This window comes from Stieleria sp., assembly GCF_041595215.1.
GTDB classification, from domain to species: Bacteria; Planctomycetota; Planctomycetia; order Pirellulales; family Pirellulaceae; genus Stieleria; species Stieleria magnilauensis.
Map to the genome: position 1 here is coordinate 1 of NZ_JBFHKV010000934.1, position 3,460 is coordinate 3,460.

Sequence of the window (3,460 nt, forward strand, 5' to 3'; positions counted from 1 at the left end):
GAAGCATTGCAAGCGGACTATTTCCGCGACGTCCTGATTGCTTCGTTCAGCCATCCGAACATGGAAGCGGTCATCCAGTGGGGCTTTTGGGAAAAGATGCACTGGAAACCCGCCGCCGCGCTGTGGCGAGACGACTGGACGCTGAAGCCGGCGGGCAAGGTGTTTGTCGATCTGGTCGCCAATCAGTGGTGGACCGACGAGTCGCTGACAACCGACGCACAAGGACAAGCCCGAACACGCGGTTTCTTGGGTGACTACCAGATCACGGCCCGCGACGGCGACCTGGCAGAAACGGTCACGACGACCCTCCACCGCAAGGGGACGACGGTTCGCATCCGGCTGCCCTGACAGAGCGGAAAAGGGGTCAACGCCTGGATTAAACAACAGGGCGATGGTCTGACCGTGTTCCATGAACCGCTGATGCTCGACGCGCCCGAGACGTGGGTGCCACGCCGGAATTAAACGTAGCGGCTGATCAGCGAATGATTGCACGCAAGGTGTTTGCCACCGGTCGACCTGGCACTCTCACCTCTGAACCTCCGTACGGCGTGTAAAACCGATAACGTGGTCGCGGAGCCACTACTGGCGCGACCGGCACCACCACGGGCCTGCGGACGACAATCGGTGCGGGGTACACCACCGGCGGCACGTACACGGGACGAGCGACCGGGACGGCGTAGCGCGGCGTGTAGATGTCGATCCCCACGTACTGCGCTTGGGCATTGGAAACAAACGTCGCCGACGCCAACAGCGCCAAACCGACAATCAAGGCCTTCATCTGTCTTCTCCAAACCGTTTGTCTTGAGGGGAATCCGATGTCGTGTCGGCAGTCGATGCGACACGCCCGGAGAATCTGTCCCGCAATTGTTCGCTGCCACTGGCGAGAAAGCAAGCTGGCGGATCGGGTGACGCACAGGACACACCGTCGCCCCCCGGTTGCTGACTGGCCGGTTGACGTCATCGATATTGCGAAATCAATGCGGTGATGTGACGCATGCCCGTTCCTCTTTAAATGCCGTGACGCAACCCGTTTCGACACTGAAGGTTACAGACACACATGGCGATCACACGCCGGCAAACCGAACCGCACCAATCAAATTCCGCAACAGCACCACCAGTATGGTAGAATGGCCCCACCCAGACCGTTGACAAGAATTTGCTTCACGAGAATTCGCGATGAAATGTCAAACATGGGGGCACAGGCATTCGGATCGAAGAAGGCTTCGAATCGAGACGTTGGAAAAGCGGCACCTCTTGGCTGCGGCGCTGTTGGAAACGTCACTTCTACGGGATCTCAACCCACAACCCCCGGCATCAGGTGCTCAACAGTTTGTCGCCGTCGGTGATCGGCTGTTCTTTGTCGCCGATGACGGGCTGCACGGTGACGAATTGTTCGTCATCAACGGAGAGGGCCAGGGAGTCCTGGTCAAAGACATCGGACCGGGCCCGATCGACGGCGAGATCCAACATCTGACGGCCGTCAACGACACGCTCTTTTTCACCGCCTATACCGACGATGCCGGGCAGGAACTTTGGAAGAGCGATGGCACCGAGGCGGGCACGGTGCGCGTCCGCGACGTCAATCCGACGGTGACGACCTACGAATACGACGGCGTCACGTACAGCTATGGTGATTCATCGTATCCGTTTCATCTGACGGCCGCCGGCAACAAACTCTTTTTCGTTGCCGACGACGGGACACACGGTTACGAATTGTGGATGAGCGACGGCACGGAAGCGGGCACGGTGTTGGTTTCCGATCTGGCCCCGGGGGAAACGAGTTCGAGTCCCGATCGGCTGACCTTTGCCGCGGCGATCGATCAAGGCACACTCTTCTTCACCGCACAATCGCCGAACATTGGCCGCGAGCTGTTCAAAACAAACCTGCAGGGCGCCGCGTCGCTGGTTGCCAACGTTTTTCCGGAAACCAAGGCCGACGGTTCGCCGTTTTATGTCGAATGGACCGCTATCGACAATCAACCGGTGATTCGGAACGCACAAGGGAAACCGATCGTGGGCCAACTCGATGCTTCGCAGAACTGGGTCTTCTTCGAAGCGGATGGAACCCAGGTGATGCCGTCGGATTTCTATCCGTTCTCTTCCAGCCCTGATGACCTCGTCGTGTTCGACGGTTTGCTGTTCTTTTCTGCCACCGGTGGCATGCGTGACGGAGACAACACCAGCGCCGTCGGCCGCGAATTGTGGGCGACCGACGGGACCTCTGCAGGCACGTTTGTCGCCAGCGATTTGGCCGCGGGAGAGGAGGTGATTACCTTCACGGATGTCACCGGGGCGAACGTCAACATCCGTCGCCCCCGGAATTCGTCGCCGCTCGAATTAGTGGCGACGGAAAACCAGTTGTTCTTTTCCGCAAAAGGAGACGTCGCGACGGGTCGAGAATTGTACGTGCGCGGTGCAACAGGCATCCCGGGGCAAGGCACAAGCGAATTGGTGAAAGATATTTCCCCCGGTGCTGCGGATTCCTGGCCATCGGAGATCACGCGCATGGGCAATCGCGTCTTCTTCGCCGCGGACTCGGACGAGGGCGTCGAATTGTGGACCAGTGATGGGACAACCGAGGGAACAGTTCTCGTGAAAAACATCGCTCCGGGTTTACTCGATTCCGACCCGGAGAGCCTGACGCCGCTCGGAGACACCTTGTTCTTCACCGCCAATGATCGAGCGAACGGCCGAGAGGTCTGGAAGAGCGACGGCACAGCCGAAGGCACGGTTCTGGTCAAAGACATTCACCCCGGCGGTCAAAACGCCCACAGCCTGGCTCACGAATTGACCGCCTTCGGCAGCCACATCTATTTCGGCGCGAGTGACTTTTTCCGCGGCTATGATGTCTGGCGAACCGACGGAACCGCCGCGGGCACCGAGATGGTCGGCGTGCAAACGGACAAGACAATTTCATCGGACCCCAAACACTTGACGCGAGCGGGATCCAAGTTGTTTTTCGTTGCGAAATCGCATGAATTCGGCGAGGAGTTATGGGTCTCTGACGGAGACTCCTTCAGCACCCGCGTCGTGAAAGACATCAATCCGGACTTTGTCGGCAACGCTCCCCAAGGCGCTTCGGTCAGTGACTTGGTTGAGTTCAACGGGATGCTCTATTTTTCAGCCTTCGATGGAACCGCCTCACGACTTTGGAAAAGCGATGGCACCGAGGCTGGAACCACCTTTGCAACGCTCGGAACCGGCGGCATCCCCGTTCCGGGCCCCAACGCGCCGCGTGATTTGATCGCGAGCGGCGACACCTTGTTCTTTACCGCCGATGAACCAGGCTCTGGGCGTGAACCCTGGGCACTGAACGCAACGACGGGTCAAGCGACGTTGTTGAAAGACATCGATCCGACGTTGCAGACGACCAGCAATCCGCCCTTTGCTCTCTCATCCCAACCGCTGGATTTCGTCCGCTACGACAATCAACTTTATTTTAGCGCCTATAGCCCCGAAA

At 58.8% G+C, this 3,460-nt stretch carries 2 protein-coding genes and 1 pseudogene; 2 read left to right on the plus strand and 1 reads right to left on the minus strand.

Going from position 1 to position 3,460, the window contains the following annotated elements:
- Window positions 1-348: pseudogene (locus ABX749_RS26470) on the plus strand (glycoside hydrolase); the annotation flags it as partial.
- A gap of 127 nt (window positions 349-475) precedes the next feature.
- On the opposite strand, the gene ABX749_RS26475 reads toward ABX749_RS26470, so the two are convergent.
- Complete coding sequence (locus tag ABX749_RS26475) at window positions 476-778, minus strand: hypothetical protein (protein WP_372898648.1); 303 nt, start codon at window positions 776-778, stop codon at window positions 476-478.
- A 458-nt stretch (window positions 779-1,236) separates the two neighbouring features.
- On the opposite strand from ABX749_RS26475, the gene ABX749_RS26480 reads away from it, so the two are divergent.
- A partial coding sequence (locus ABX749_RS26480) for an ELWxxDGT repeat protein (RefSeq protein WP_372898649.1) occupies window positions 1,237-3,460 on the plus strand: 2,224 nt, incomplete at its 3' end.

Coding starts and splice junctions, on each gene's coding strand:
- ABX749_RS26475 (WP_372898648.1), bottom strand. CDS start 778: ATGAAGGCCTTGATTGTCGGTTTGGCGCTGTTGGCGTCGGCGACGTTT.